Below are 23,288 nucleotides of genomic sequence, written 5' to 3'. Positions count from 1 at the left end.
AAGATCAAAAGATCGCAGCCTCGTTGCACTCGTCAGCTCCTACACAGCTCCTGCGAAATCAGGTCAGTCGATGTATTCGAACAGCTTCACAATCTTCTGCACACCAGACACACCCTGAACCAGATTGGTTGCCTGAGTGGCTTCCTGTTTGGTCAGCAGGCCCAGCAGGTAGACGATGCCGTTCTCGGTCACGACTTTGATGCGCGAGCCAGGAATGCTGGCGTCGGTGAGCATCTGCGTCTTGATCTTGGTGGTCAGCCACGCGTCGTTCTGGCGCGCGAGCAGGGAGGACGGTTGCAGCACTTGCAGTTCGTTGTGCACCTTCTTCACGCGCTGGACGTTGGCGGCGGCCTGTTCGGCTTTGGCCTTGAGGTCTTCGCGTGGCGTCTGGCCGGCGAGCAATACCACGCCGTTGAAGCTGGTGATGACGATGTGCGAATCGTTGTCCAGGGCCGGGTCGGCCTTGGCGATGTTCACGCCTGCTTTGGTCTCAATCAGCGAGTCGTCGATCTTGCTGCCGAAGGTGCGCGTGCCACGGTCGTCTTCGATCGGCGCTTCACGGCTGGCATTTACCACCGAGGTGCAGCCGCTGATGCCGAGGCACAGGGTCAAGGCCAGAAGGCCAAGGCGATTAGGGGTCATTCTTCACTCCCGAACAGTTGGCTGTCGATCAGATCGCAAAGGCAATGGATCGCCAGCAAGTGGACTTCCTGAATACGTGCAGTGACGTTGGCCGGTACGCGAATCTCGACGTCCTCGGGCAACAGCAGCGACGCCATGCCGCCGCCATCGCGTCCGGTCAAAGCTACGACAATCATTTCGCGATCATGTGCGGCCTGGATCGCTTGAATAATGTTCGCCGAGTTGCCGCTGGTCGAAATCGCCAGCAGCACGTCACCCGGCTGGCCGAGCGCGCGGATCTGCTTGGAGAACACTTCGTTGTAGCTGTAATCGTTGGCGATCGAGGTGATCGTCGAAGTGTCGGTGGTCAGCGCAATCGCCGGCAGACTCGGACGCTCGCGCTCGAAGCGGTTGAGCAGCTCCGAAGAAAAATGCTGGGCATCGCCGGCCGAACCACCGTTGCCGCACGAGAGCATTTTGCCTTCGTTGAGCAGGGCGTTGACCATGATCTGGCTGGCTTGCTCGATGTGCGGTGCAAGTACGTCCATCGCCTGTTGCTTGGTGTCGATACTGGCCTGGAAAAGCTGGCGAATTCGGGATTGCATGTCCATCTGTGTGACCTTAAGTGGCGCGGCTGTTCGGCACGTGAATGTGCAGCCGGCAAAGCAAAGAGCAAAATGTGTCGGACGAAAACAGGGCAGGGTGCAGGCGATCAACTGTCGAAAGCATTCTGCAACCAGTTCAGCTGATTCGGGTGGCTGTCGATCGCCACCACATCGAAGCGGCAGGGGGAATTGGCCCAACGCGACTCGCGCTGAAGAAAATACTGTGCTGCAAAGATCAGTTTCTGCTGCTTGCGCTCGTCGATACTGGCGAGCGCGCCACCCCATTGAGTGTTTTTTCTGTAGCGAACTTCAACGAATACTACTGTATCGCCATCAAGCATGACCAGATCAAGCTCGCCGCGTTTGCATAACCAGTTCTGCGCCAACAGGCGCAGACCTTGTTGTTGCAGATGTTCGAGCGCTTGGCGCTCGGCATCCTTGCCGCTTTGCGAGCGTGACCTGTCGGGCATCAGCGCGGTGTGTCCGGCAGGCGCTGCACCTGACCGCTGACGAACTGTGCCCATGGCAACTGGCGCACTACGCGTTGGGTCTGGGTCATGCCGAGGCTGCCCGACTGACCTTCGATGCGGCTGTCCGGCAGGGCCTTGAGTTGGCCAAGGCGCGGTGCCAGGCGATAGGCGTCGGCGCCCATGGCGTACAGGCGACCGAGGCTGCCATTGGCTTGCGGCCATTGCGCAGCTACTTGCTGGCGCAGCGGATCGCTGGTTTCCAGCAGCCATGGGGTTTCGCAGAAGCGAATGCCGTTCATGTCGTTGTACTGGTTGACGTCGCCGCTGGCGCTGTACACGTGGGAAGTCGCGTAGACCGGCACGTCACCGGCGTACTGGAAGTTCAGGGTCGGCTTGATCTGCTGGGCCTGTTGCGGCGTGGCGGCCAAGAAGATGAATTCGATGTCCTGGCGACGCGAAGGCTGGGCGGCGACGTTGGTGCCGGCAACATTCTGCAGGCTCTTGGCGCGAGCTTCGCTCTGACGCAGCTGGAACATGTCGGCGATCTGCTGGGCCAGTTGCACCGGCTGATCGACACGTTCGGTGGCAACGATGCTGCCGCCATTGGCTTGCCAGTCCTGGCTGAAGGCACGCAGGACGCGATCGCCCCATTCGCCCTTCGGCACCATGATCGCGGCGCGATGCAGGCCATCGGCGCGGGCGCGACGGGAGACTTCGCGAGCTTCGTCTTCAGCTGCCAGACCGAACTGGAACAACTGCGCCGGACCTTGTTCGCCTTCGCTGTAGTTCAGCGCCAGGGTGGTGATTGGCAGTTGCGGGCGAGTGCTCAGTTGCTTGACCAGTGGTTTTTCCAGCGGGCCGACTACCAGTTGCACGCCGTCAGCCTGGGCCTTGCGATAGAACTCGTCCATCGAGGTCAGCTTCGAGCTGTCGTAGAACTCGATGGCAGGTGGGTTCTGGCCGGCCTGTTGCGCCTGATAATGCGCGGCCATGAAGCCTTCACGCAGCGCTTTGCCGACCGACGCCAACTGGCCGTCCTGTGGCAGCAGCAGGGCGATTTTGCTCAGTGGCTGGCTGGCCAGTTCCTTGAGTTTGGTCAGCGGCAGCGGCAGGTTGATCGCCGCCGGGTGCTTTGGATTCTGCGCACGCCAGTTGTCGATCGCGGCTTGTTGCTGTTCCAGCGTGCCTGCGGTTTTCACCGCTTGCGCCAGTGCCATCCAACCGCCGAGATCGTCGGTGTTGTTCGGTTGCAATTGATCGGTTGGCAGCGAAGCGATCAGGGTCCAGATCGCTTCGTGATTCTTGCTCGCCGCTTCGCCTTCCAGCATCGGTGCAATGAACACACGCTCACGGGCAGCGGCCAGCGTCTGGCCATCGGCTTCAAGGGCGCGGGCGTGAACAGTGCCAGTGCGCACTTGCTGCTCTTCCGGCATTTCCCCGAGCTTCTGGAAGCTCGGATGGCTCAGGGCGGTCAGCGCAGCTTTCGGCTGATTGCGCGTCATGGCCAGTTCGGCGGACAGCGTATTGGCGAAAATCTGCTGGCCTGGCTTGAGTTGCTCCACCGGCACTTGTTGCAGGATTTGCGCGGACTGGCCGGCATTGCCTTGGCGGTAAGCCTGGTCCGCCGCGCTCAGGCGCAGCAGGGCGGCTTGTTCCGGGGTTTTAGCCTGGGCGGCCTGTTCGAGCAGTTGCTCGATGCTGGCGTCCGGAGTCCGTGGAAGTTCGCCAAGGCTGGAGGAAGGGGAGCTGGCACACGCGGCCAACAAGGCAGCGAGGCAGAGGGCAGTGAACAGCCGCAGGCAAGCGATCATGTAAGTGTTCCTGATACTCGATCAAATTAGCGTGGAATTGTACCCAAGCACTGGCCGGGGCGCGATGTTACTGGCGTGAATCGGTCAATTTAGCTGGAGTAAATGTTGCGGCAGCGCACAACCGGGCGAAAAACCGCACTCGGCCGGAGCGCATCGCAAGCCTCATGACGCGCTACAATGGCCGCTTTTACCGATCACGAGGTGTGCGCTTTGACTGCTCCAGGTCCTTTGAATTCCGCTGCTGGCTCGCTTTATGTGGTGGCGACGCCCATCGGCAACCTGGACGACATCAGCGCCCGGGCCTTGAAGATCCTTCGTGAAGTGGCCCTGATTGCAGCGGAAGACACGCGGCATTCGGCGCGCCTGATGCAGCACTTCGGTATCGGTACGCCGCTGGCCGCATGTCACGAACACAACGAGCGGGATGAGGGTAGCCGCTTTATTACGCGGTTGCTGGCGGGCGACAACGTCGCGCTGATCTCCGATGCCGGCACGCCGCTTATCTCCGATCCGGGTTATCACCTGGTGCGTCAGGCCCGTGCGGCCGGCATCAACGTGGTGCCGGTGCCGGGTGCCTGCGCGTTGATCGCGGCGCTGTCGGCGGCGGGCTTGCCGTCCGACCGTTTTATCTTCGAAGGCTTTCTGCCGGCCAAGTCGGTCGGACGCAAGGCGCGTCTGGAAGCGGTTAAAGAAGAGCCGCGCACATTGATTTTCTATGAAGCGCCGCATCGCATTCTCGAATGCCTGCAGGATATGGAAGCAGTGTTTGGCGGCGAGCGTCAGGCTCTGCTGGCGCGGGAAATCACCAAAACCTTCGAAACCCTCAAAGGCCTGCCGCTCAGCGAGTTGCGTGCGTTCGTCGAGTCCGACAGCAATCAGCAGCGCGGCGAGTGCGTGGTGCTGGTGGCCGGCTGGACGGCGCCGGAGTCGGAGGACGCGGTCAGCAGCGAAGCCATGCGCATCCTCGATCTGCTATTGGAGGAAATGCCGCTCAAGCGCGCCGCCGCACTGGCAGCGCAAATCACCGGCGAGCGCAAAAACGTGCTGTATCAGGTGGCGCTGGATAAACAGAAAGGCGTGTAAGCCGTCGCCCATGGCGGTCTGGAGGGTTTTAGCGCTTGTTCTTCCGGCGCTCTGCCGTTAACCTTCGCGGCGGAGAGTCGATCGGACAGTCGCTGCCCTCTATGAAAATTAGGGGGGGGAGGAAAGTCCGGGCTCCATAGGGCGAAGTGCCAGGTAATGCCTGGGAGGCGTGAGCCTACGGAAAGTGCCACAGAAAATAACCGCCTAAGCGCGCAAGCGCCGGTAAGGGTGAAAAGGTGCGGTAAGAGCGCACCGCACGTCTGGCAACAGTTCGTGGCTAGGTAAACCCCACTTGGAGCAAGACCAAATAGGGTCCCAAGGCGTGGCCCGCGCTGGGACCGGGTAGGTTGCTAAAGATGTCCAGTGATGGCCATCGTAGACGAATGACTGTTCAAGACAGAACCCGGCTTACAGATCGACTCTCCACCTTTTTCTTTCCCTGCTTGAAACAAAAAAGACGCGGCTGTGTAATATCAGCCGGCCTGGTCTGAAACTCCGGCAGCGGCAAACGCGGTAATAGCCTTTTCCCACCCTGCTTCAATCAACAGCCGAAGCGCCTTTGTAATACCGAAAAAATCTTACTCTTAACAAACTACTTTAACTTTCGAGCGCAGCTTTCAGTGCTGCATCAAGTTATTGGTCGAAACTTCACGTCAGATTCTCGTTGAGCCTCCTTTTACGTCGCTAAATCTCCGTTCTGTAAGGCTTTTCCTTTAATCCGCGCCTTGACGGTGTGGTGGGCGCATTCCTATAGTGTGCGCAAGTGGCGGAAAGTGGCATGAAGTGGGTTTTTTGAGCTCAAAACGATAAAAATTGGAGAAACGCTGACGTGTTTCGCGGAGCTAACGCTATCAGTCTCGATGCAAAGGGCCGTCTCGCCATGCCGAGCCGGTACCGTGACGAGCTCGATTCGCGCAGTTCCGGCCAATTGATCGTGACCATTGATGCCGTTGATCCATGCCTGTGTGTCTATCCGCTCGATGAGTGGGAAATTATTGAAACCAAGTTGCGCGCACTCCCTTCGCTTCGCGAAGAGAACCGTCGCCTGCAACGTTTATTGATTGGTAATGCCGTCGACCTCGAACTCGATGGCAGTGGTCGTTTCCTGGTTCCACCGCGTTTGCGCGAATACGCCAAGCTCGATAAGCGCGCGATGCTGGTCGGCCAACTGAACAAGTTCCAATTGTGGGACGAGGATGCATGGAACGCGGTATCTGCCGCTGACCTTGCTGCTATTCAACAACCGGGCGCGATGCCTGATGAACTGCGTGATTTGATCCTGTGACTATTGATAGCGGCTTTAACCACATCACCGTACTGCTTGACGAAGCCGTCGAGGCTCTCGCCGTACGTCCTGATGGCTGCTATCTGGATGGCACGTTCGGGCGCGGCGGGCACAGTCGGTTGATCCTCAGCCAGCTCGGGCCGGACGGTCGACTCATCGGATTCGACAAGGATCCTCAAGCGATTGCCACCGGGCAAACGCTAGCGGCCGAAGACGGCCGCTTTGTCGTTGTGCAGCGCAGCTTTGCCGAGCTCGGTTCGGTGGTTGCCGAGCAAGGCCTGACCGGCAAGGTCAGCGGCATTCTGCTCGACCTCGGCGTGTCGTCGCCGCAGCTCGATGACGCCGAGCGCGGCTTCAGTTTCCTCAATGACGGGCCGCTGGACATGCGCATGGATCCGTCCCGTGGCATCAGCGCTGCCGAATTCGTCAACACCGCGCCGGTGGAAGAAATCGCCCGGGTGTTCAAGGAATACGGCGAAGAACGTTTCTCCGGGCGTATGGCCCGTGCCGTCGCCGAGCGTCGTGACATCAAGCCGTTCGAGCGCACCGCCGATCTGGCCGAAGTGCTGAAAGTCGCCAACCCGGCGTGGGAAAAGGGCAAGAATCCGGCCACCCGCGCATTCCAGGGTTTGCGCATTCACGTCAATAACGAACTCGGCGATCTGGAAGCCGGCCTCGACGCCGCGCTGGAAGCGCTGGAAGTTGGCGGCCGTCTGGTGGTCATCAGCTTCCACTCGCTGGAAGACCGCATCGTCAAACTGTTCATGCGCAAGCTGGTGAAAGGCGAGGCCGACAACCTGCCGCGCAACCTGCCGGTTCGCCACGTCGCCTTCGAACCGAAAATCAAAATCCACGGCAAAGCGCAGACGGCCTCCGACGCCGAACTCAAAGCCAACCCACGTTCCCGTAGCGCCGTCATGCGTGTCGCGGAGAAGTTGCGGTGAGCAAGCTTTTCGCCAAACCACTGCCCGGCGGCAGCTTTCTGATGCTGCTGCTGTTTATCGGCGTGCTGTTTTCGGCCATTGCCGTGTCGTACAGCGCGCACTGGAACCGGCAGTTGCTCAACACCCTTTATAACGAACTCAGCGTGCGCGACAAGGCGCAGGCCGAGTGGGGGCGGCTGATTCTCGAGCAGAGCACCTGGACCGCGCACAGCCGCATCGAAGTGCTGGCCACTGAACAACTGAAAATGCACATCCCTGGCGCGGCTGACGTGAAGATGGTGGCGCCATGATGAAACTCGAAGGCGCACTGTTCCCATGGCGCTTCCGCCTGATGGTGGCGCTGCTCGGCCTGATGGTCGCGGCGATCTGCTGGCGGATCATCGACCTGCAAGTGGTCGACCGTGACTTCCTCAAAGGCCAGGGCGACGCGCGCAGCCTGCGGCACATTCCGATTCCGGCGCACCGTGGCCTGATCACCGACCGTAACGGCGAGCCTCTGGCCGTCAGTACGCCAGTGACCACGCTGTGGGCCAACGCCAAGGAAATGCAATCGGCCAAAGAGAAGTGGCCGGCACTTGCCGCCGCGTTGGGCCAGAACCCGAAAGCGCTGAGCGAGCGCCTCGAAGCCCAGGCCAACAAAGAATTCATTTACCTGGTGCGCGGGCTGACCCCCGAGCAGGGCCAGGCTGTGCTCGATCTGAAAGTGCCCGGCGTCTATGGCATCGAAGAGTTCCGCCGCTTCTACCCGGCCGGTGAAGTCACCGCGCACATGGTCGGCTTTACTGACATCGACGATCACGGTCGCGAAGGCGTTGAGCTGGCCTATGACGAATGGCTGGCCGGGGTGCCGGGCAAACGACAAGTCATCAAGGATCGCCGTGGCCGGCTGATCAAGGATGTTCAGGTCACCAAGAACGCCAAGGCCGGCAAGCCCTTGGCGTTGTCGATTGATCTGCGTCTGCAATACCTGGCCAACCGCGAGCTGCGTAACGCGATCATCGAGAACGGCGCCAAGGCCGGCAGTCTGGTGATCATGGACGTGAAGACCGGCGAGATCCTGGCCATGGTCAACCAGCCGACCTACAACCCGAACAACCGTCGCAACCTGCAACCGGCGATGATGCGCAACCGCGCCATGATCGACGTGTTCGAACCGGGTTCGACCATGAAAGCCATTTCCATGAGCGCGGCGATCGAAACCGGCCGCTGGAAACCGAGCGACACCGTCGAGGTGTATCCGGGCTCGTTGCAGATCGGCAAATACACCATCAAAGACGTGTCGAAGACCGAAGGGCCGGTGCTCGATCTGACCGGCATCCTGATCAATTCGAGTAACGTCGGCATGAGTAAAGTCGCCTTCGATATCGGCGGCGAAACGATTTTCCGTCTCGCACAGAAAGTCGGCCTCGGTCAGGACACCGGCCTGGGCTTCCCCGGCGAACGTGTCGGCAATCTGCCGAACTACCGCGAATGGCGCAAGGCTGAAACTGCAACCTTGTCTTACGGCTACGGTATTTCCGTGACCGCGATCCAGCTGGTGCACGCGTTCTCGGCGCTGGCCAACAACGGCCGCCTCGCGCCGCTGACCCTGATCAAAACCGACAAGATGCCGCAGACCACCCAAGTGCTGCCGGAAGCCGTGGCGAAAACCATGCAGGGCATGTTGCAGCAGGTAATCGAAGCGCCGCGCGGCGTGTTCCGTGCGCAGGTGCCGGCTTATCACGTCGGCGGCAAGTCGGGTACCGCGCGTAAGACCTCGGTCGGCACCAAGGGCTACGCAGAAAACTCCTACCGTTCGCTGTTCGCCGGCTTCGGCCCGATGAGCGATCCGCGTTACGCCATTGTTGTGGTGATCGATGAGCCAACCAAGGCCGGTTACTTCGGTGGTCTGGTGTCGGCGCCGGTGTTCAGCCGCGTGATGTCCGGCACCCTGCGCCTGATGAACGTGACCCCGGACAACCTGCCGACTACGCAACAGGCCAACGCCACCCCGGTCGTTCCGCTGAAAGCCAATGGAGGGCGCGGCTGATGTCATTAAGTCTGAACAAGATATTCCCCCACGCCGGCCACGATCTGTTGATCCGTGAACTGGCGCTGGACAGCCGCAACGTGCGCGCCGGCGACTTGTTTCTCGCCGTGCCCGGCGGCCGTTTCGATGGCCGTGCGCATATCGCCGATGCCTTGCAACGCGGCGCGGCTGCCGTGGCTTATGAAGTCGAAGGCGCCACCGTGCTGCCGATCACTGACGTGCCGCTGATTCCGGTCAAAGGTCTGGCGGCGCAGCTGTCGGACATTGCCGGGCGTTTTTACGGTGAGCCGAGTCACCACCTGAACCTGATCGGCGTCACTGGCACCAATGGCAAGACCAGCGTGACCCAATTGGTCGCGCAGGCGCTGGATCTGCTCGGCCAGCATTGCGGCATCGTCGGTACGCTGGGTTCCGGTTTCTACGGCGCGCTGGAAAGCGGCCTGCACACCACGCCGAACCCGATTGCCGTGCAAGCGACCCTCGGTGACCTGAAAAAGGCCGGCGCGAAAGCCGTGGCCATGGAAGTGTCGTCCCACGGTCTGGATCAGGGCCGGGTCACCGCGCTGGCCTTCGACGTGGCGGTGATGACCAACCTGTCCCGCGATCACCTGGATTATCACGGCACCATGCAGGCGTACGCCGAGGCCAAGGCCCGGCTGTTCGCCTGGAATGACCTGAAGTGCCGCGTGGTCAACCTCGACGACGATTTCGGCCGGCAACTGGCGGCGGAAAAGCGCGAGTCGCGTTTGATCACCTACAGCCTGCTCGACAGCAGCGCCTACCTGTTTTGCCGCGAAGCGCAGTTCGACGACCACGGCGTACGCGCCACGCTGGTAACGCCGCAAGGCGAGCACCACCTGCGCAGCACGCTGCTCGGGCGTTTCAACCTGAGCAACGTGCTGGCGGCAGTCGGCGCCTTGCTTGGCCTGGATTACGCCCTCGACGAAATTCTCAAAGTGCTGCCAAAGCTCGAAGGCCCGGCCGGTCGCATGCAGCGTCTGGGTGGCGGCACGCAGCCGCTGGTGGTGGTCGATTACGCCCACACTCCCGATGCACTGGAAAAAGTTCTCACCGCACTGCGCCCGCACGTCAAAGGCCAACTGCTGTGCCTGTTCGGCTGCGGCGGGGATCGCGATCGTGGCAAACGTCCGTTGATGGCCGAAGTGGTCGAGCGTCTCGCCGACCAGGTGCTGGTCACCGACGACAACCCGCGCACCGAAGATCCTGCGGTGATTTTCGACGACATCCGTGCCGGTTTTACCGCTGTGGATAAGGTCACCTTCGTCGCCGGTCGCGGTCAGGCCATTGCGCAATTGATTGCCGGCGCAACCGCTGACGACGTGATTGTGCTCGCCGGCAAAGGTCACGAGGACTATCAGGAAATCAACGGCGTGCGCCATGCCTTTTCCGATCTGGTCGAGGCCGATCATGCCCTGACCGCGTGGGAGGTGGCCCATGCTTAAGGCCCTGACACTCAGCGCACTGACCAATGCCCTCGAAGCCCGTTTGATCGGCGCTGACGCGAGTTTCGACGGCGTCAGTATCGACAGCCGTGCGATCCAGCCTGGTCAGTTGTTCATCGCCCTGACCGGCCCGCGTTTCGACGGTCATGATTATCTGAACGATGTTGCCGGCAAAGGCGCCGTGGCGGCACTGGTCGAGCGCGAAGTCGCCGACAGCGCGCTGCCGCAATTGCTGGTCAAGGACACCCGTCAGGCGCTGGGCCAACTCGGCGCGTTGAACCGTGCTGCGTTCACTCAGCCCGTGGCAGCGGTGACCGGTTCCAGCGGCAAGACCACGGTCAAGGAAATGCTCGCGAGCATCCTGCGCACGCGCGGTCCGGTGCTGGCGACCCGTGGCAATCTGAACAACGACCTCGGCGTACCGCTGACCCTGATCGAACTGGCGCCGGAGCACACCTCCGCCGTGATCGAACTGGGCGCTTCGCGTCTCGGTGAAATCGCTTACACCGTCGGCCTGACCAAGCCGCACGTGGCGATCCTGAACAACGCCGGCACCGCTCACGTCGGTGAGTTCGGCGGTCCGGAAAAAATCGTCGAAGCCAAAGGTGAAATCATCGAAGGCCTGGCTGCCGATGGCATCGCCGTGCTCAACCTCGATGACAAGGCTTTCGGTATCTGGAAGACCCGCGCTGCCGGTCGTCAGGTGCTGACCTTCGCTCTCAGCAACAGCGAGGCGAATTTCCACGCCAGCGATCTGGCCACTGATGCCCGTGGTTGCCCGGCGTTCAATCTGCACACCCCTGAAGGCAGTGAGCGCGTGCAACTGAACCTGCTCGGTACCCATAACGTCGCCAATGCCCTGGCTGCCGCCGCTGCTGCTCACGCCTTGGGCGTGTCGCTGTTCGGCATCGCCACCGGGCTGGGCGCGGTGCAACCGGTCAAGGGACGCACCGTCGCGCAGCTGGCGAAAAACGGCATGCGCGTGATCGATGACACCTACAACGCAAACCCCACCTCGATGTGTGCGGCCGTTGATATACTCGCCGGCTTTTCCGGCCGCACCGTCCTGGTGCTCGGAGATATCGGCGAGTTGGGCGACTGGGCGGAGCAGGGGCACCGCGACGTGGGCGAGTACGCCCGAGGCAAGGTTTCCGCGCTTTACGCGGTCGGGCCGAACATGGTCCACGCGGTAAACGCTTTCGGTGAGCAGGCGCAGCACTTCGGCACCCAGGCCGAGCTGATCCAGGCCCTCGCCGCCGAGCAGGACACAAACACCACCATTTTGATCAAGGGTTCGCGCAGCGCAGCGATGGAAAACATCGTTGCGGCTCTGTGCGGGTCCAGTCTGGAGAAACATTAATGCTGCTGCTGCTAGCGGAGTATCTGCAACAGTTCTACAAAGGCTTCGCGGTCTTCCAGTACCTGACCCTGCGCGGGATTCTCGGTGTACTGACCGCGCTGGTCTTGTCGCTGTGCTATGGCCCGTGGATGATCCGTACTCTGCAGAACCGTCAGATCGGCCAATCGGTACGTAACGACGGCCCGCAATCGCACCTGTCCAAATCCGGTACGCCGACCATGGGTGGCGCGCTGATTCTGTCGTCGATCGGCGTCAGCACCTTGCTCTGGGCTGACCTGAGCAACCGCTACGTTTGGGTGGTGCTGCTGGTGACCCTGCTGTTCGGCGCCATCGGCTGGGTCGACGATTACCGCAAAGTCATCGAGAAAAACTCCCGTGGCCTGCCGAGCCGCTGGAAGTATTTCTGGCAGTCGGTGTTCGGCCTCGGCGCAGCGATCTTCCTTTATATGACTGCCGCGACGCCGGTGGAAACCACGCTGATTCTGCCGATGCTCAAGGACTACAGCATTCCGCTGGGCGCCGGTTTCATCGTGCTGACCTACTTTGTGATTGTCGGTTCGAGCAACGCGGTCAACCTGACTGACGGCCTCGACGGCCTGGCGATCATGCCAACCGTGATGGTCGGCGGCGGCCTGGGGATTTTCTGCTACCTGTCGGGTAACGTGAAATTCGCCGAATACCTGCTGATTCCTTACGTGCCGGGCGCGGGCGAGCTGATCGTGTTCTGCGGCGCGCTGATCGGTGCCGGCCTCGGTTTTCTCTGGTTCAACACCTATCCAGCGCAAGTATTCATGGGCGACGTCGGTGCCCTGGCACTCGGCGCGGCACTGGGCACCATCGCGGTGATCGTCCGTCAGGAAATCGTCCTGTTCATCATGGGCGGCGTGTTCGTGATGGAAACCCTGTCAGTGGTCATTCAGGTTGCCTCCTTTAAGCTGACCGGTCGCCGCGTGTTCCGCATGGCGCCGATTCACCACCACTTTGAACTCAAGGGCTGGCCCGAGCCGCGCGTGATCGTCCGTTTCTGGATCATCACCGTGATTCTCGTACTGGTCGGCCTTGCCACCCTGAAGCTGAGGTAGAACGAGTGTCTCTGATCGCTTCTGACCACTTCCGCATCGTTGTCGGCCTCGGCAAGAGCGGCATGTCCCTGGTTCGCTTCCTGGCGAACCGGGGCACGTCGTTTGCTGTGGCCGACACGCGGGACAATCCACCGGAACTGGCCACGCTCAAGCGTGACTATCCGCACGTGGAAGTGCGTTGTGGCGAGCTGGACGTCGAATTCCTCTGCCGTGCCGACGAGCTCTACGTGAGCCCCGGCCTGGCGCTGGCGACCCCGGCCCTGCAAGCCGCCGCTGCCCGTGGCGTGAAAATGTCCGGCGACATCGAACTGTTCGCGCGTAATGCGCGGGCGCCGATCGTCGCGATCACCGGTTCCAACGCGAAAAGCACCGTCACTACTCTGGTCGGCGAGATGGCGGCTGCGGCCGGCAAGCGCGTCGCCGTTGGCGGCAACCTCGGCACGCCGGCGCTGGATCTGCTCAGCGACGATGTCGAGTTGTACGTCATGGAGTTGTCGAGTTTCCAGCTGGAAACCACCGACCAGCTCAACGCCGAAGTCGCCACCGTACTGAACATCAGCGAAGACCACATGGATCGCTACAGCGGTCTGCCGGCCTATCACCTGGCCAAGCACCGGATCTTCCGCGGCGCGAAGCAGTTTGTGGTCAACCGTCAGGACGCCCTGAGCCGTCCATTGATCGGCGAAGGCCAGCCATGCTGGACCTTTGGCCTGAGCAAACCGGATTTCAAAGCGTTCGGCATTCGCGAAGAAGACGGCGAGAAGTATCTGGCCTTCGAATTCCAGAACCTGATGCCGGTGCGTGAACTGAAGATTCGCGGCGCGCACAACCAGTCCAACGCCCTCGCCGCATTGGCACTGGGGCACGCGGTGGGCCTGCCGTTCGACGCCATGCTCTCTGCATTGCGTACGTTTGCCGGCCTCGAGCATCGTTGCCAGTGGGTGCGCGATCTCGACGGCGTGGCCTATTACAACGATTCCAAAGCCACCAACGTTGGCGCCGCTCTGGCCGCCATCGAAGGTTTGGGCGCAGACATCGACGGCAAGGTCATTCTGATCGCCGGCGGTGACGGCAAAGGCGCCGAATTCAACGATCTGCGCGATCCGGTGGCGGCCAACTGCCGCGCTGTGGTGCTGATGGGCCGCGACTCCGACAAGATCGGCGCAGCCATTGGCGATGCCGTGCCGCTGATCCGCGCGTCCTCGCTGGTCGACGCCGTTGAGCAATGCCGCGCCGCTGCCCAGCCGGGTGACGTGGTGCTGCTGTCGCCGGCCTGCGCCAGTTTCGACATGTTCAAGAATTACGAAGACCGTGGTCACCAGTTCGTCCGCGCTGTGGAGGAACTGGCATGAACCTGAGAAACATCATCAAGCCGTACCCGTCGCCGCTGATCACCGGGCGTGGCATCGACCTCGATTTCCCGATGCTCGCCGGTTGCCTGGCGCTGCTGGGTCTGGGGCTGATCATGATCGCCTCGGCGTCCACCGAAGTGGCGGCGGCGCAGTCGGGCAGTCCGCTGTATTACATGATTCGCCACCTTATCTATGTGGTGCTGGGCCTGGGCGCGTGCATCGTCACCATGATGATCCCGATCGCCACCTGGCAGCGCCTCGGCTGGATGATGCTGATCGGTGCGTTCGGCCTGCTGGTGATGGTGATCATCCCCGGCATCGGCCGCGAAGTGAACGGTTCGATGCGCTGGATCGGTTTCAGCTTCTTCAACGTGCAGCCGTCGGAAATCGCCAAGGTGTTCGTGGTGATCTACCTCGCCGGTTATCTGGTGCGCCGGCAGAAAGAAGTACGCGAGAGCTGGATGGGCTTCTTCAAGCCGTTCATCGTCCTGTTGCCGATGGCCGGTCTGTTGCTGATGGAACCGGACTTTGGTGCCACCGTAGTCATGATGGGCGCGGCGGCGGCGATGCTGTTTCTTGGCGGGGTCGGGCTGTTCCGCTTCTCGCTGATGGTGGTGCTGGCGGTTGGCGCGGTGGTTCTGCTGATTCAGATGCAGCCGTATCGAATGGCGCGTCTGACCAACTTCGCCGATCCGTGGGCCGACCAGTTCGGTGCCGGCTATCAGTTGTCGCAGGCCTTGATCGCTTTCGGTCGCGGCGAGTGGCTGGGCGTCGGCCTGGGCAACAGCGTGCAGAAGCAGTTCTACCTGCCGGAAGCGCATACCGACTTCGTGTTCTCGGTACTCGCCGAAGAGCTCGGTGCGGTCGGTTCGCTGTGCACCGTCGCGCTGTTCGTGTTCGTGTGTATTCGCGGCATGTACATCGGCCTGTGGGCGGAGAAGGCCAAGCAGTTCTTCGCCGCTTACGTGGCTTACGGCTTGTCGTTCCTGTGGATTGGTCAGTTCCTGATCAACATCGGTGTGAACGTCGGCCTGCTGCCAACCAAGGGTCTGACCTTGCCGTTCCTCAGTTACGGCGGCAGCTCGCTGGTGATCTGCTGCGCCTGTCTGGGCCTGTTGCTGCGCATCGAGTGGGAGAGTCGAACCCACCTGGGCAGCGAAGAGATGGAATTCCAGGAGAGCGACTTCGCCGAGGAGCCGACTCATGGGCGCTAACGTATTGATCATGGCCGGCGGTACCGGCGGCCACGTGTTCCCGGCGCTGGCCTGTGCCCGCGAGTTTCAGGCGCGCGGCTACACCGTGCACTGGCTCGGCACGCCACGCGGGATCGAAAACGAACTGGTTCCGGCGGCAGGGCTTGAACTGCACCGGATCAACGCCAGCGGTCTGCGCGGCAAGGGCAAGCTGTCGCTGCTCAAGGCGCCGCTGATGTTGCTCAAATCGGTGTGGCAGGCGCGGGCGATCATGCGCCGCCTGAAGCCGGTGTGCGTGGTTGGCTTTGGCGGATATGTGACCGGCCCTGGTGGCCTTGCTGCGAAACTGGCTGGCGTGCCGGTGATCGTTCACGAGCAGAACGCTGTCGCCGGCACCGCCAATCGGTTGCTGGTGCCGTTCGCCGCCCGAGTGTGTGAAGCGTTCCCCGACACCTTTACTCTGTCGGACAGCCGCCGTACCACCGGTAATCCGGTGCGCAGCGAGCTGTTCCTCGAAACATCGCGACCGGCGCTGGCCGGGCGCAAAGCGCGTTTGCTGATCCTTGGCGGCAGCCTGGGCGCAGAACCGTTGAACAAATTGCTGCCTGAAGCCCTGGCCCAAGTCGCTGCCGACCTGCGCCCGGAAGTGTTTCATCAGGCCGGCAAAAATCACGATGAAGTGACTGCCGAGCGTTACCGCGCCGTGGGTGTGGAAGCGCAGGTGCAGCCGTTCATCAAAGACATGGCCCAGGCCTATGGCTGGGCTGACCTGGTGGTGTGCCGCGCTGGCGCGTTGACCATCAGTGAGCTGGCGGCCGCCGGTCTGCCCTCGATGCTGGTGCCTTTGCCCCACGCGATCGACGATCACCAGACCCGCAACGCCGATTATTTGGCCCGCGAAGGCGCTGCCTTCCTGATGCCGCAAAGAACGACTGGTGCCGCGGATCTTGCCGCGCGCCTGACAGAGGTCTTGATGCAACCGCAACGACTCGAAGCAATGGCCCAAGCGGCCCGCCGACTGGCCAAACCCGATGCCACCCGTAGCGTGGTCGATACCTGTCTGGAGGTGGCCCATGGTTGAGAATCAGAAAGCCATGCCGCAACCGGAAATGCGCCGCATCCGTCGCATCCACTTCGTCGGCATCGGCGGCGTGGGCATGTGCGGTATCGCTGAAGTGTTGTTGAACCTGGGCTATCAAGTCTCCGGTTCCGACCTGAAAGCCTCGCCGGTCACCGAGCGCCTGGAAACCTTCGGCGCGCAGATCTTCATCGGTCACCGTGCCGAGAACGCCGCTACCGCCGACGTGCTGGTGGTGTCGAGCGCAGTGAACACGTCCAACCCGGAAGTGGCGACTGCCCTTGAACGCCGCATTCCCGTAGTGCCGCGTGCAGAAATGCTCGCCGAGCTGATGCGCTATCGCCACGGCATCGCCGTCGCCGGTACCCATGGCAAAACCACCACCACCAGCCTGATCGCTTCGGTGTTCGCGGCGGGTGGTCTGGACCCGACATTCGTCATTGGTGGTCGTCTGAATGCAGCGGGCACCAATGCCCAACTCGGCACCAGCCGTTACCTGATCGCCGAAGCCGACGAAAGCGATGCGAGCTTCCTGCATCTGCAGCCGCTGGTGGCCGTGGTCACCAACATCGACGCCGACCACATGGCGACCTACGACGGTGACTTCAACAAACTGAAGAAAACCTTCGTCGAATTCCTCCACAACCTGCCGTTCTACGGTTTGGCGGTGATGTGCCTGGACGATCCGGTGGTGCGCGAAATCCTGCCGCTGGTGAAACGTCCGACCGTGACCTACGGCTTCAGCGAAGACGCCGACGTACGCGCAATCAATGTCCGTCAGCAGGGCATGCAGACCTTCTTCACCGTGCTGCGCCCGGATCGCGAGCCGCTGGACGTGTCGGTGAACATGCCCGGCAACCACAACGTGCTCAACTCGCTGGCGACCATCTGCATCGCCACCGACGAAGGCGTCAGCGATGAAGCCATCGTTCAGGGTCTGTCGGGCTTCCAGGGCGTTGGCCGACGCTTCCAGGTCTACGGCGAACTGCCGGTGGACGGCGGCAACGTGATGCTGGTCGACGACTACGGGCACCACCCGACCGAAGTCGCTGCCGTGATCAAAGCCGTGCGCGGTGGCTGGCCGGAGCGTCGTCTGGTGATGGTCTACCAGCCGCATCGCTACAGCCGCACCCGTGATCTGTACGACGACTTCGTCAATGTACTGGCCGACGCCAACGTGCTGCTGCTGATGGAAGTCTATCCGGCCGGCGAAGAGCCGATCCCGGGCGCCGACAGCCGCAAGCTGTGCAACAGCATCCGCCAGCGCGGTCAGCTCGACCCGATCTACATCGAGCGTGGCGTTGACCTGGCACCGCTGGTCAAGCCGCTGCTGCGCGCCGGCGACATTCTGCTGTGCCAGGGCGCTGGTGATATCGGCGGTCTCGCGCCGAAGCTGTTGAAAAGTGAATTGTTCGCCGGCGCCGTGGCGGCGCCGGTCGAGGGGAAGTTGAAATGACTGCTGCCTACGCCAAGCTGTTCTCCACCATCGCGCCGAAAGACTTCGGCCGCGTCGCCGTGCTCTTCGGCGGCCTGAGTGCCGAGCGTGAGGTTTCGCTGAAATCCGGCAACGCCGTGCTCGATGCGCTGCAAAGCGCTGGCGTCGACGCGTTCGGCATCGATGTGGGCGAAGACTTCCTGCAGCGTCTGCTCAGCGAAAAGATCGACCGCGCGTTCATCATTCTCCACGGTCGCGGCGGTGAAGACGGCAGCATGCAGGGCCTGCTCGAGTGCGCCGGCATCCCTTACACCGGCAGCGGCATCCTCGCCTCGGCACTGGCGATGGACAAGCTGCGTACCAAGCAGGTCTGGCACAGTCTCGGGATTCCGACGCCGCGTCACGCCGTACTGTGCAGCGAAGCCGATTGTATTTCCGCAGCGACGGAACTGGGCCTGCCTTTGATCGTCAAACCGGCGCATGAAGGTTCAAGTATCGGGATGGCCAAAGTGAATTCTGCGTCCGAGTTGATCGACGCATGGAAAGCGGCCAGTACCTACGATTCGCAAGTGTTGGTCGAGCAATGGATTCAAGGTCCGGAGTTCACCATCGCCACCCTGCGTGACCAGGTGTTGCCTCCTATCGCCCTGGGTACACCGCACACATTTTACGACTACGACGCCAAGTACATCGCCAACGATACCCAGTACCGCATTCCGTGCGGCCTGGACGCGGCCAAGGAACAGGAACTCATGGAACTCACGGCCAAGGCCTGTGAGGCGCTGGGTATCGCCGGTTGGGGCCGGGCGGACGTGATGCAGGACGCCGACGGGCAGTTCTGGTTCCTTGAAGTCAATACCGCACCGGGCATGACCGATCACAGCCTGGTGCCGATGGCGGCGCGGGCTGCCGGTCTGGATTTCCAGCAACTGGTTCTGGCCATTCTGGCCGCCAGCGTTGAAGACGCAGGCGCAACAGAGGCGCGAGGTTAAGACCATGCAAGGCGCTCATCTCAGACATCAGCCACCCGCACCCGGCCGCAAGCCGGTGCCGCGGGGTGCCAGCCGAATGGTGGCGAAAGAGCCGATGTCCGCGCGCCTGCCGAAAGCCAATTTCAGCTTTCTGAAAAGCCTGTTCTGGCCAGTGCTGCTGGTGGCGCTGGGCTTTGGCACCTACGAAGGCGCGCAGCGTCTGCTGCCGTACGCCGACCGGCCGATCAGCAAGGTCGCGGTGCAGGGCGACCTGAGTTACATCAGCCAGCAGGCGGTGCAGCAGCGAATCGCGCCGTTCGTGGCGTCGAGCTTCTTCACCATCGACCTCGCCGGCATGCGCAAAGAGCTGGAACAGATGCCATGGATCGCCCATGCCGAAGTGCGCCGGGTGTGGCCGGACCAGGTGGTGATCCGCCTCGAAGAGCAATTGCCGGTGGCCCGATGGGGCGACGAGTCGCTGCTGAACAATCAGGGTCAGGCATTTACCCCCAGAGAGCTGGCGAACTACGAACACCTGCCGCAGCTGTTCGGCCCACAACGGGCTCAGCAGCAGGTGATGCAGCAGTATCAGGTGCTGAGCCAACTGCTGCGGCCGCTGGGTTTTTCGATTGCACGCCTGGAATTGCGTGAACGCGGCAGCTGGTTCCTGACCACCGGTGCCGGCAGTTCCGGCCCCGGCATCGAGTTGCTGCTGGGACGCGGCAACCTGGTGGAAAAGATGCGCCGCTTCATCGCCATCTATGACAAGACGCTGAAAGAGCAGATTACGAACATTGCGCGCATCGATCTGCGCTACGCCAACGGCCTCGCTGTTGGCTGGCGGGAACCCGTAGCGCCGACGACAGCCCAACCCGCTGTCGCAAAGAATTAAGAAGAGGCAGGACCCATGGCAAACGTGCAAAGCGGCAAAATGATCGTCGGTCTGGATATCGGCACCTCCAAAGTGGTGGCGCTGGTAGGCGAGGTCGCGGACGACGGCCAGCTGGAAATCGTCGGGATCGGCACGCATCCGTCCCGCGGTCTGAAGAAGGGCGTGGTGGTCAACATCGAATCCACCGTGCAGTCGATCCAGCGCGCGATCGAAGAAGCCCAACTGATGGCCGGCTGCCGCATTCACTCGGCGTTCGTCGGCGTGGCCGGCAATCACATCCGCAGCCTGAATTCCCACGGCATCGTTGCGATCCGTGATCGCGAAGTCAGCTCGGCGGACCTTGAGCGTGTACTCGACGCCGCCCAGGCCGTGGCGATCCCGGCTGACCAGCGCGTGCTGCACACCCTGCCGCAGGATTACGTGATCGATAACCAGGAAGGCGTGCGCGAGCCGCTGGGCATGTCCGGCGTGCGTCTGGAAGCCAAGGTTCACGTGGTCACCTGCGCCGTCAACGCTGCACAGAACATTGAAAAATGCGTGCGTCGCTGCGGTCTGGAAATCGACGACATCATTCTCGAGCAACTGGCCTCGGCCTACTCGGTGCTGACCGACGACGAGAAAGAACTGGGCGTGTGCCTGGTCGACATCGGCGGCGGCACCACCGACATCGCGATCTTCACCGAAGGCGCGATCCGACACACCGCGGTGATCCCGATTGCCGGTGATCAGGTGACCAACGACATCGCCATGGCGTTGCGCACTCCGACCCAGTACGCGGAAGAGATCAAGATCCGTTACGCCTGCGCCCTGGCCAAACTGGCCGGTGCCGGCGAAACCATCAAGGTGCCGAGCGTTGGCGACCGTCCACCGCGCGAACTGTCGCGTCAGGCCCTGGCCGAAGTGGTCGAGCCGCGTTACGACGAACTGTTCACCCTGATCCAGGCCGAGCTGCGTCGCAGCGGCTACGAAGACCTGATCCCGGCGGGCATCGTGCTCACCGGTGGTACTTCGAAAATGGAAGGCGCCACTGAACTGGCCGAAGAAATCTTCCACATGCCGGTGCGCCTTGGTGTGCCGCATGGCGTGAAAGGTCTGGATGACGTGGTGCGCAACCCGATTTATTCCACTGGCGTCGGCTTGTTGATGTACGGCCTGCAGAAGCAGTCCGACGGAGTTTCGTTCTCCGGCATCGGCAGCCGCGACAGCTACAGCAGCGAAGAGCCTCAGGCGCCGCTGCTGGACCGACTGAAAAAGTGGGTTCAGGGCAATTTTTAAAAAAGCAGCCTGGAGCGACAAGCTTCAAGCGGCAAGCAACTGCAGTAGATACACCGCAACAAACAGCAGTAGGCGAAAAAACTAGAGAATGTAAGGAGAGGGAAAATGTTCGAACTCGTAGACAACATCCCCGCAAGCCCGGTAATCAAAGTTATCGGTGTCGGCGGTGGCGGCGGCAACGCTGTCAATCACATGGTCAAGAGCAACATCGAAGGCGTTGAGTTCATCTGCGCCAACACCGATGCTCAAGCGCTGAAAAACATCGGCGCGCGGACCATCCTGCAACTGGGCACCGGCGTGACCAAAGGCCTGGGTGCCGGCGCGAATCCTGAGGTCGGCCGTCAAGCCGCTCTGGAAGACCGCGAGCGCATCGCTGAAGTGCTGGCCGGCACCAACATGGTGTTCATCACCACCGGCATGGGCGGCGGTACCGGTACCGGTGCAGCGCCGATCATCGCCGAAGTGGCCAAGGAAATGGGCATCCTGACCGTTGCGGTCGTGACCCGTCCGTTCCCGTTCGAAGGCCGCAAGCGTATGCAGATCGCCGACGAAGGCATCCGCATGCTTTCGGAAAGCGTCGACTCGCTGATCACCATTCCGAACGAGAAACTGCTGACCATCCTCGGCAAAGACGCAAGCCTCTTGTCGGCTTTCGCCAAGGCTGACGATGTATTGGCCGGTGCCGTTCGCGGTATCTCCGACATCATCAAGCGTCCGGGCATGATCAACGTCGACTTCGCCGACGTGCGCACCGTGATGAGCGAAATGGGCATGGCGATGATGGGCACTGGCTGCGCCAGCGGTCCGAACCGTGCACGTGAAGCTACCGAAGCGGCAATCCGCAACCCGCTGCTGGAAGACGTCAACCTGCAAGGCGCGCGCGGCATTCTGGTGAACATCACCGCCGGTCCTGACCTGTCCCTGGGTGAGTACTCCGACGTGGGTTCGATCATCGAAGCCTTCGCTTCCGAGCACGCGATGGTCAAGGTCGGTACCGTTATCGATCCGGACATGCGCGACGAGCTGCACGTAACCGTGGTTGCCACCGGTCTGGGCGCAAAAATCGAGAAGCCTGTGAAGGTCATCGACAACACCGTTCACACCTCGATGGCTTCGGCGCAGGTGCAACAACCGGCTCCGGCCCGTCAGGAGCAGCCAGCGGTGAACTACCGTGACCTGGACCGTCCGACCGTCATGCGCAACCAGGCTCAGGCCGGTGCTGCGGCTGCCGCGAAGATGAATCCGCAGGATGACCTGGACTACCTGGACATTCCGGCATTCCTGCGTCGTCAGGCCGATTGATGGAATGTATCAGGGCTATGAAGGTGATTGGTGTTCAGCAAAGGCATGGTCTGCTATCATCGCCAGCCTTTGTTGATACCAGTTCGCAATTTGCGCTGAAGCGGCCCAAGCCATGATTAAACAACGCACACTGAAAAATATTATCCGTGCCACAGGTGTAGGCCTGCACTCCGGTGAGAAGGTCTATCTGACTCTCAAGCCTGCGCCTGTCGACACTGGCATTGTGTTTTGTCGCGCTGACCTCGACCCTGTGGTGCAGATTCCTGCCCGCGCGGAAAACGTCGGTGAAACCACTATGTCGACGACGCTGATCAATGGCGACGTCAAAGTGGACACGGTAGAGCACTTGCTCTCGGCCATGGCTGGCCTGGGCATCGATAACGCCTACGTCGAGCTCTCCGCGTCCGAAGTCCCGATCATGGATGGCAGCGCTGGACCCTTCGTATTCCTGATTCAATCGGCTGGCCTGGAAGAACAGGACGCCGCCAAGAAATTCATCCGCATCCTGCGTGAAGTGACAGTGGAAGACGGCGACAAGCGCGCCACTTTCGTCCCTTTCGAAGGTTTCAAGGTGAGCTTCGAGATCGATTTCGATCACCCGGTATTCCGGGACCGCACCCAGAGTGCAAGCGTGGATTTTTCCAGCACTTCGTTCGTAAAAGAAGTCAGCCGCGCCCGTACCTTTGGTTTCATGAGTGACATCGAGTACCTGCGCAAGCACAACCTCGCACTCGGCGGCAGCGTGGAAAACGCGATCGTGGTCGACGCTGATGGCGTGTTGAACGAAGACGGTCTTCGTTATGAAGACGAATTCGTCAAACACAAGATCCTCGATGCGATTGGCGACCTGTACCTGCTGGGCAACAGCCTGATTGGTGAGTTCAAAGGCTTCAAGTCCGGTCATGCACTGAACAACCAGCTGCTGCGCAAATTGATTGAGCAGACAGACGCTTGGGAAGTGGTGACGTTCGAAGACGCCAGCACCGCACCGATCTCTTACATGCGCCCGGTTGCGGCGGTGTAAGTAAAAAACCTCT

At 61.4% G+C, this 23,288-nt stretch carries 21 protein-coding genes and 1 other RNA gene; 18 read left to right on the top strand and 4 right to left on the bottom strand.

The window, feature by feature from the left end; genetic code table 11:
• Window positions 1-63 precede the first annotated feature (63 nt).
• The 4 genes from D8U60_RS12215 to D8U60_RS12200 form a co-directional block, all read right to left on the bottom strand.
• Window positions 64-642, bottom strand: coding sequence for a BON domain-containing protein (locus D8U60_RS12215; RefSeq protein WP_024014250.1), 579 nt, complete (start codon window positions 640-642; stop codon window positions 64-66).
• Complete coding sequence (locus tag D8U60_RS12210; protein ID WP_008082788.1) at window positions 639-1,232, bottom strand: phosphoheptose isomerase; 594 nt, start codon at window positions 1,230-1,232, stop codon at window positions 639-641. The genes D8U60_RS12215 and D8U60_RS12210 overlap by 4 nt, the downstream gene beginning before the upstream one ends.
• Window positions 1,233-1,333: 101 nt before the next feature.
• Window positions 1,334-1,696: a YraN family protein gene (locus D8U60_RS12205; protein ID WP_016773265.1), complete on the bottom strand. Its 363-nt coding sequence runs from the start codon at window positions 1,694-1,696 to the stop codon at window positions 1,334-1,336.
• A complete protein-coding gene (locus D8U60_RS12200; RefSeq protein WP_073473468.1) occupies window positions 1,696-3,507 on the bottom strand; it encodes a penicillin-binding protein activator in 1,812 nt (603 codons plus the stop codon). Before D8U60_RS12200 ends, D8U60_RS12205 begins: the two co-directional genes overlap by 1 nt.
• A 177-nt stretch (window positions 3,508-3,684) precedes the next feature.
• Here D8U60_RS12200 and rsmI point away from each other — a divergent pair, with 177 nt between their 5' ends.
• The 18 genes from rsmI to lpxC all read left to right on the top strand — a co-directional run bounded on the left by rsmI (window position 3,685) and on the right by lpxC (window position 23,275).
• Window positions 3,685-4,590, top strand: coding sequence for a 16S rRNA (cytidine(1402)-2'-O)-methyltransferase (gene rsmI / locus D8U60_RS12195; RefSeq protein WP_016773267.1), 906 nt, complete (start codon window positions 3,685-3,687; stop codon window positions 4,588-4,590).
• A 73-nt stretch (window positions 4,591-4,663) separates the two neighbouring features.
• Window positions 4,664-5,017, top strand: an RNA gene (rnpB, locus tag D8U60_RS12190) — RNase P RNA component class A.
• A gap of 402 nt (window positions 5,018-5,419) precedes the next feature.
• Entirely contained in the window at window positions 5,420-5,875 is a 456-nt protein-coding gene (gene mraZ / locus D8U60_RS12185; RefSeq protein ID WP_007917012.1) for a division/cell wall cluster transcriptional repressor MraZ, read from the top strand.
• A 2-nt stretch (window positions 5,876-5,877) separates the two neighbouring features.
• Window positions 5,878-6,819, top strand: coding sequence for a 16S rRNA (cytosine(1402)-N(4))-methyltransferase RsmH (gene rsmH, locus D8U60_RS12180; protein ID WP_110603100.1), 942 nt, complete (start codon window positions 5,878-5,880; stop codon window positions 6,817-6,819).
• Window positions 6,816-7,109, top strand: coding sequence for a cell division protein FtsL (gene ftsL / locus D8U60_RS12175; protein ID WP_016773269.1), 294 nt, complete (start codon window positions 6,816-6,818; stop codon window positions 7,107-7,109). The genes rsmH and ftsL overlap by 4 nt, the downstream gene beginning before the upstream one ends.
• On the top strand, window positions 7,109-8,848 hold the full coding sequence (locus D8U60_RS12170; RefSeq protein ID WP_174823877.1) for a penicillin-binding protein 2: 1,740 nt from the start codon (window positions 7,109-7,111) through the stop codon (window positions 8,846-8,848). The genes ftsL and D8U60_RS12170 overlap by 1 nt, the downstream gene beginning before the upstream one ends.
• Window positions 8,848-10,311, top strand: coding sequence for a UDP-N-acetylmuramoyl-L-alanyl-D-glutamate--2,6-diaminopimelate ligase (locus D8U60_RS12165; RefSeq protein ID WP_016773271.1), 1,464 nt, complete (start codon window positions 8,848-8,850; stop codon window positions 10,309-10,311). Before D8U60_RS12170 ends, D8U60_RS12165 begins: the two co-directional genes overlap by 1 nt.
• A complete protein-coding gene (gene murF / locus D8U60_RS12160) occupies window positions 10,304-11,671 on the top strand; it encodes a UDP-N-acetylmuramoyl-tripeptide--D-alanyl-D-alanine ligase (RefSeq protein WP_122611817.1) in 1,368 nt (455 codons plus the stop codon). The genes D8U60_RS12165 and murF overlap by 8 nt, the downstream gene beginning before the upstream one ends.
• On the top strand, window positions 11,671-12,753 hold the full coding sequence (gene mraY / locus D8U60_RS12155; protein ID WP_016773275.1) for a phospho-N-acetylmuramoyl-pentapeptide-transferase: 1,083 nt from the start codon (window positions 11,671-11,673) through the stop codon (window positions 12,751-12,753). The genes murF and mraY overlap by 1 nt, the downstream gene beginning before the upstream one ends.
• 5 nt (window positions 12,754-12,758) lie before the next feature.
• Complete coding sequence (gene murD, locus D8U60_RS12150; RefSeq protein ID WP_130900200.1) at window positions 12,759-14,105, top strand: UDP-N-acetylmuramoyl-L-alanine--D-glutamate ligase; 1,347 nt, start codon at window positions 12,759-12,761, stop codon at window positions 14,103-14,105.
• A 2-nt stretch (window positions 14,106-14,107) separates the two neighbouring features.
• Complete coding sequence (gene ftsW, locus D8U60_RS12145) at window positions 14,108-15,319, top strand: putative lipid II flippase FtsW (RefSeq protein ID WP_172667897.1); 1,212 nt, start codon at window positions 14,108-14,110, stop codon at window positions 15,317-15,319.
• Window positions 15,309-16,379, top strand: a complete 1,071-nt coding sequence (gene murG / locus D8U60_RS12140; RefSeq protein WP_122611820.1) for an undecaprenyldiphospho-muramoylpentapeptide beta-N-acetylglucosaminyltransferase — start codon at window positions 15,309-15,311, stop codon at window positions 16,377-16,379. The genes ftsW and murG overlap by 11 nt, the downstream gene beginning before the upstream one ends.
• A complete protein-coding gene (murC, locus tag D8U60_RS12135; protein ID WP_024014243.1) occupies window positions 16,372-17,832 on the top strand; it encodes a UDP-N-acetylmuramate--L-alanine ligase in 1,461 nt (486 codons plus the stop codon). Before murG ends, murC begins: the two co-directional genes overlap by 8 nt.
• Window positions 17,829-18,803 carry a D-alanine--D-alanine ligase gene (locus D8U60_RS12130; RefSeq protein ID WP_122880681.1) on the top strand — a complete coding sequence of 325 codons (975 nt, stop codon included), beginning with the start codon at window positions 17,829-17,831 and terminating at the stop codon, window positions 18,801-18,803. Before murC ends, D8U60_RS12130 begins: the two co-directional genes overlap by 4 nt.
• A gap of 4 nt (window positions 18,804-18,807) precedes the next feature.
• Window positions 18,808-19,674 (top strand): cell division protein FtsQ/DivIB, encoded by an 867-nt coding sequence (locus D8U60_RS12125; protein WP_016773281.1) that lies wholly within the window; start codon window positions 18,808-18,810, stop codon window positions 19,672-19,674.
• A 15-nt stretch (window positions 19,675-19,689) separates the two neighbouring features.
• On the top strand, window positions 19,690-20,949 hold the full coding sequence (ftsA, locus tag D8U60_RS12120; RefSeq protein ID WP_016773282.1) for a cell division protein FtsA: 1,260 nt from the start codon (window positions 19,690-19,692) through the stop codon (window positions 20,947-20,949).
• Between the two features lie 105 nt (window positions 20,950-21,054).
• Window positions 21,055-22,251, top strand: coding sequence for a cell division protein FtsZ (gene ftsZ / locus D8U60_RS12115; protein WP_016773283.1), 1,197 nt, complete (start codon window positions 21,055-21,057; stop codon window positions 22,249-22,251).
• A gap of 112 nt (window positions 22,252-22,363) precedes the next feature.
• Window positions 22,364-23,275 carry a UDP-3-O-acyl-N-acetylglucosamine deacetylase gene (lpxC, locus tag D8U60_RS12110; protein WP_007916984.1) on the top strand — a complete coding sequence of 304 codons (912 nt, stop codon included), beginning with the start codon at window positions 22,364-22,366 and terminating at the stop codon, window positions 23,273-23,275.
• The last annotated feature ends 13 nt before the right edge of the window (window positions 23,276-23,288 follow it).

The sequence above is a fragment of the Pseudomonas sp. Sample_11 genome (assembly GCF_004307505.1).
Lineage (GTDB): Bacteria > Pseudomonadota > Gammaproteobacteria > Pseudomonadales > Pseudomonadaceae > Aquipseudomonas > Aquipseudomonas atacamensis.
The sequence above is the reverse complement of the archived record's forward strand: the minus strand, read 5'-3'. Positions and strand labels throughout refer to the sequence as shown.

Bases quoted from the DNA above. Each gene is read 5' to 3' on its own strand.
- D8U60_RS12215 (WP_024014250.1), bottom strand. From the start codon at position 642: ATGACCCCTAATCGCCTTGGCCTTCTGGCCTTGACCCTGTGCCTCGGC.
- D8U60_RS12210 (WP_008082788.1), bottom strand. From the start codon at position 1,232: ATGGACATGCAATCCCGAATTCGCCAGCTTTTCCAGGCCAGTATCGAC.
- D8U60_RS12205 (WP_016773265.1), bottom strand. From the start codon at position 1,696: ATGCCCGACAGGTCACGCTCGCAAAGCGGCAAGGATGCCGAGCGCCAA.
- D8U60_RS12200 (WP_073473468.1), bottom strand. From the start codon at position 3,507: ATGATCGCTTGCCTGCGGCTGTTCACTGCCCTCTGCCTCGCTGCCTTG.
- rsmI (WP_016773267.1), top strand. From the start codon at position 3,685: ATGGCCGCTTTTACCGATCACGAGGTGTGCGCTTTGACTGCTCCAGGT.
- D8U60_RS12170 (WP_174823877.1), top strand. From the start codon at position 7,109: ATGAAACTCGAAGGCGCACTGTTCCCATGGCGCTTCCGCCTGATGGTG.
- D8U60_RS12165 (WP_016773271.1), top strand. From the start codon at position 8,848: ATGTCATTAAGTCTGAACAAGATATTCCCCCACGCCGGCCACGATCTG.
- murF (WP_122611817.1), top strand. From the start codon at position 10,304: ATGCTTAAGGCCCTGACACTCAGCGCACTGACCAATGCCCTCGAAGCC.
- mraY (WP_016773275.1), top strand. From the start codon at position 11,671: ATGCTGCTGCTGCTAGCGGAGTATCTGCAACAGTTCTACAAAGGCTTC.
- murG (WP_122611820.1), top strand. From the start codon at position 15,309: ATGGGCGCTAACGTATTGATCATGGCCGGCGGTACCGGCGGCCACGTG.
- murC (WP_024014243.1), top strand. From the start codon at position 16,372: ATGGTTGAGAATCAGAAAGCCATGCCGCAACCGGAAATGCGCCGCATC.
- D8U60_RS12130 (WP_122880681.1), top strand. From the start codon at position 17,829: ATGACTGCTGCCTACGCCAAGCTGTTCTCCACCATCGCGCCGAAAGAC.
- D8U60_RS12125 (WP_016773281.1), top strand. From the start codon at position 18,808: ATGCAAGGCGCTCATCTCAGACATCAGCCACCCGCACCCGGCCGCAAG.
- ftsA (WP_016773282.1), top strand. From the start codon at position 19,690: ATGGCAAACGTGCAAAGCGGCAAAATGATCGTCGGTCTGGATATCGGC.
- ftsZ (WP_016773283.1), top strand. From the start codon at position 21,055: ATGTTCGAACTCGTAGACAACATCCCCGCAAGCCCGGTAATCAAAGTT.
- lpxC (WP_007916984.1), top strand. From the start codon at position 22,364: ATGATTAAACAACGCACACTGAAAAATATTATCCGTGCCACAGGTGTA.